Annotated in this window: 1 protein-coding gene; it reads left to right on the top strand. The window is 67.0% G+C overall.

From position 1 onward, the window contains the following. Positions 1-243 precede the first annotated feature (243 nt). Entirely contained in the window at positions 244-1620 is a 1377-nt protein-coding gene (locus tag C662_RS19465) for a KamA family radical SAM protein (RefSeq protein WP_002934479.1), read from the top strand. Positions 1621-1710 lie beyond the last annotated feature (90 nt).

Here is a 1710-nt window from a genome sequence, read left to right on the forward strand (position 1 = left end):
AGCGCCGCCCCCCCCGTAGGAGCGGCGCCAGCCGCGAGGGTCTGAAGGCGACCCCGCCCATCGCAGCCACCCCAACCCCTCGCGGCTCGCGCCGCTCCCACCGCAACACCAAGCGCCGCGCCCCTTTCCCCACGGAACCAATCCCCCGTCCTCCAGTCACATTTGCGCCAATTCACTTTGCGCCGTAGCATTGCCAGCCCAAAAAAGACGGGGACCGCCCCCGACACAACTGGAGGACAACACATGAACGCGCAAGTCCACGCCCTCAAGCCCCTCGACGGCGCCAGCCTGTTCGACCCCGTGCCCTTCAAGGTCTACACCCAGCGCGACCTCGACCGCATCGCCCCGCTGGCCCGCCTGTCGCCCGAACAGCGCTTCGAAATGAAGGTCGTCTCCTCGGTGCTGCCGTTCCGCGTCAACCAATACGTCATCGACGAACTCATCGACTGGCGCCAGGTCCCCGACGACCCCATCTTCCAGCTCACCTTCCCGCAGCGCGGCATGCTCGCCCCCGAGCACTACGACCGCATCGCCGCCTTGCTGCGTGCCGAAGCCCCCAAGGACGAACTCGAACGTGCCATCGACGAAGTCCGCCACGCCCTCAACCCGCACCCCGCCGACCAGATGCAGATGAACATGCCGGTCGACGACGAAGGCCACCGCCTCGACGGCATGCAGCACAAGTACCGCGAAACCGTCCTCTTCTTCCCCAGCCAGGGCCAGACCTGTCACGCCTACTGCACCTTCTGCTTCCGTTGGGCGCAGTTCGTCGGCGACAAGGACCTGCGCATCGCATCGTCCGAAGCCAGCGCGCTGCACGCCTACCTGCGCCAGCACACCGAAGTCACCGACCTGCTCGTCACCGGCGGCGACCCCATGGTCATGAAGACGCGCCACCTGCGCGACTACCTCGAACCCCTCCTGCAACCCGAGTTCGACCACATCCAGACCATCCGCATCGGCTCCAAGGCGCTCACCTTCTGGCCGCACCGCTTCCTCGGCGCCGACGACGCCGACGACCTCATGCGCCTGCTCGCCCAGCTCGTCGAATCCGGCAAGCACGTCGCCCTCATGGCGCACTACAACCACTGGAAGGAACTCGACACCGACGCCGCCCAGGCCGCCATCCGTCGCGTGCGCGCCACCGGCGTCGTCATCCGCGCCCAGGGCCCGCTCATCGCCCACATCAACGACGACCCCGCCGTATGGGCCAAACTGTGGAAGATGGAAGTCAAGCTCGGCATCGTTCCCTACTACATGTTCGTCGAACGCGACACCGGCGCCCGCAACTACTTCGAAGTCCCCCTCGTGCGCGCCTGGGAGATCTACCAGCAAGCCATCCAGCAAGTCTCCGGCCTCGCCCGCACCGCCCGCGGCCCCAGCATGAGCGCCAGCCCCGGCAAGGTCGAAATCCAGGGCGTGACCGAGATCGCCGGCGAAAAGGTCTTCGTGCTGCGCTTCATCCAGGGCCGCAACCCCGACTGGGTCCAGCGCCCCTTCTTCGCCAAGTACGACGACAAAGCCACCTGGCTCGACCAACTCGTCCCCGCCTTCGGCGAAGAGAAATGGTTCTGGCAAGACGAATACCAGTCCATCCGCGCCCAAAAGCTCGCCACCTGACACGCGCCGGCGCCCCTGTGGGAGCGGCGCCAGCCGCGAGCCTTTCATCGCACCCACCCACCCCCACCGCCCCCAACCCCTCGCGGCTCG

The organism is Thauera sp. 28 (assembly GCF_000310145.2).
In the GTDB taxonomy this organism is placed as follows: Bacteria; Pseudomonadota; Gammaproteobacteria; order Burkholderiales; family Rhodocyclaceae; genus Thauera; species Thauera mechernichensis.